Raw genomic sequence first — 2,493 nt, 5'->3', positions numbered from 1 at the left:
CCAAGCGGCGATTTAGCGGAAGGTAATTACAGCGTCAGCGCCAGCATCACCGATGCTGCAGGCAACACAGGCACAGGTACAGACAGTGGCGAAGTCGATATAACACCGCCAGACTTAGCATTTACACCTACCTTCTTATTAGGCTCATTGGTGTTATTAAACGGCACCTCTGATTTACCGGCTGGCAGTGAAATTACCATTACTGAGCAACTTGTTGGCGGCGGTGTGGGCGTAAGTTACACCACAACCACTGACGCCAATGGTAACTGGTCACTGACTGGTATTGATATCTCATTACTGAACTTAGGCTCAGTGATCGCAACAGCGACCGATGCAGCAGGTAATACCCGTACAATTAGCTCAGACGACTTTGATAATACGCCACCGACACTCACTGTTGATGTTGTAGCACAAAGCGACAGCAACACGCCAATCATAAGCGGCACAAGCGATGCAGGTGAGGGTGCACAAGTGACGATTGTGGTTACCGACAGCAACGGCAACCCACAAACTATCACCGCCCTTGTGGATGCAAACGGTGATTGGAGCGCCACACCAGCGACACCATTAAGTGAAGGTCAAAGCACCATTGAAGTAAGTGTACGCGACAGTGTCGGCAATGAAACCACCGTGAGTGATACCACGACTATCGACACGCAAGCGCCACTACTCACCATTCAAAACGTGGGCGATGTCAGCGATTTAACACCAGAGCTTCAGGGAACCAGTAATGAAATTGGTGGCACTGTTACACTCACCATCACCGATAGCGAAGGCATCAATCAAACCCTTAGCACTGTTGTAGGCAGCGATGGTCACTGGGCAATCGAAGTATCGACAGCCCTTGCACAAGGTGACTTTAGCGTTGTTGCCAGCATTACCGATGCCGCAGGCAACGAGAGTACCGCAAACAGCAGTGGTAATGTGGATACCATTACACCGGTTATCACCGTTGATGCACTGGGTTTAGGCAACGACAGCACCCCAGTGATTAGTGGTACCTCAACAGAGCCTACAGGCACGGTTATAAACATTGTTATTACCGACAGTAACGGTGATGAGCACCCAATCACCGCTACTGTGGATGCAAACGGTGATTGGCAAGCAACCAGCCCTGAATTACCGGATGGCAGCTACAGCGTACAAGCCAGTATCACCGATGCCGCAGGTAACACCGATAGTGCCGTGCAATCGGGCACCATTGATAGCCTCGCGCCAACGCTTGTGCTTGATACCGTGGGCGCAACGAACGATAGCACCCCGACTATCAGCGGAAGTACCAATGCGCCAGAGGGGACTGTTATTAGCATCAGCGTGAGTGATGGCACCACAACAGAAACGTTCACCGCGACAGTACAAGCTGATGGCAGCTGGTCAGCGGATGTACCGAACGCGCTAACTGATGGTCCACTCACTATCGCAGCAAGCGTAAGCGACAGTGCAGGCAACATCACTACATTAAGTGAAAACGCAACACTCAACACCACGGCGCCAAGCATCAGTATTAATGTACTGGTTGACACCAATGACACCACGCCAGAAATTCGCGGGACAAGTGATGCAGCTGATGGCACCACCATTAGCTTAACGTTTGAAGACAGTGCAGGGAATATTACGACTGTTGATACGACCGTAACGGGTGGTGTATGGAGCGTCGATGCACCAACTGATTTAGCCGAAGGCGAATACACAGTAACAGCGACCGTGGATGATGGACTGGGCAATATTGGCAGCGCCACAGAAACAGGTGAGATTGACTTAACCGCACCGAGCCTTGTTATTACCAACAACGGTGTAGGTAACGACACCACCCCAACGATTGCAGGTACCAGCGATGCACCGCAAGGCAGTGAAGTAACCATTGTTGTCACCGACAGCAACGGCGCAGCGCAAACAATAAATGCCACCGTGCTTGCTAATGGTACGTGGTCAATTCCTGTACCGGTAGCACTTGCAGAAGGTGCATACACCGTAAGCGCGAGTGTTGAAGATGTGGCAGGCAACGAAGCCACCGCCACAGGCGCAGGTGAAATAGATACCATTGCACCGACACTTGTACTTACCAGTCCAGGCTCAAGTAGCGACATCACCCCGACACTTAGCGGCACAAGCGATGCCGTTGAAGGCACCGTTATTAACTTCACCGTGGTGGACGATCAAGGCAATACACAAACCTTTACGACCACTGTGGATGCCGATGGCAACTTCTTTATAGAAGTACCGACTGCCTTGGCAGAAGGGCCGTACACGATCACCGCCAGCATCAGCGATGCAGCAGGTAACAGCACCGGTATTACAGGTAACGGCACAATAGACACGACCGCGCCAAGCATTACCGTGGATGCGCCAGTACTCACCAATGACACCACACCCACAGTGACTGGTACCAGTGATGCACCTAATAGCACTATCACAGTTACGTTTACAGATGCAGCGAATGCCACTCAAAGCATTGATGTACAAACCGATGCAAGTGGTAACTGGAGTGCAACG

Annotated in this window: 1 protein-coding gene; it reads left to right on the top strand. The window is 51.4% G+C overall.

Features of this window, described 5'->3' with window-relative positions:
* The coding region (locus P20429_RS20055) for an Ig-like domain-containing protein (RefSeq protein ID WP_050548752.1) at positions 1-2,493 on the top strand (2,493 nt) is incomplete at both ends.

The organism is Pseudoalteromonas sp. BSi20429 (genome assembly GCF_000238895.1).
GTDB classification, from domain to species: Bacteria; Pseudomonadota; Gammaproteobacteria; order Enterobacterales; family Alteromonadaceae; genus Pseudoalteromonas; species Pseudoalteromonas arctica.
This window is presented reverse-complemented; position numbering and strand designations above follow the sequence as displayed.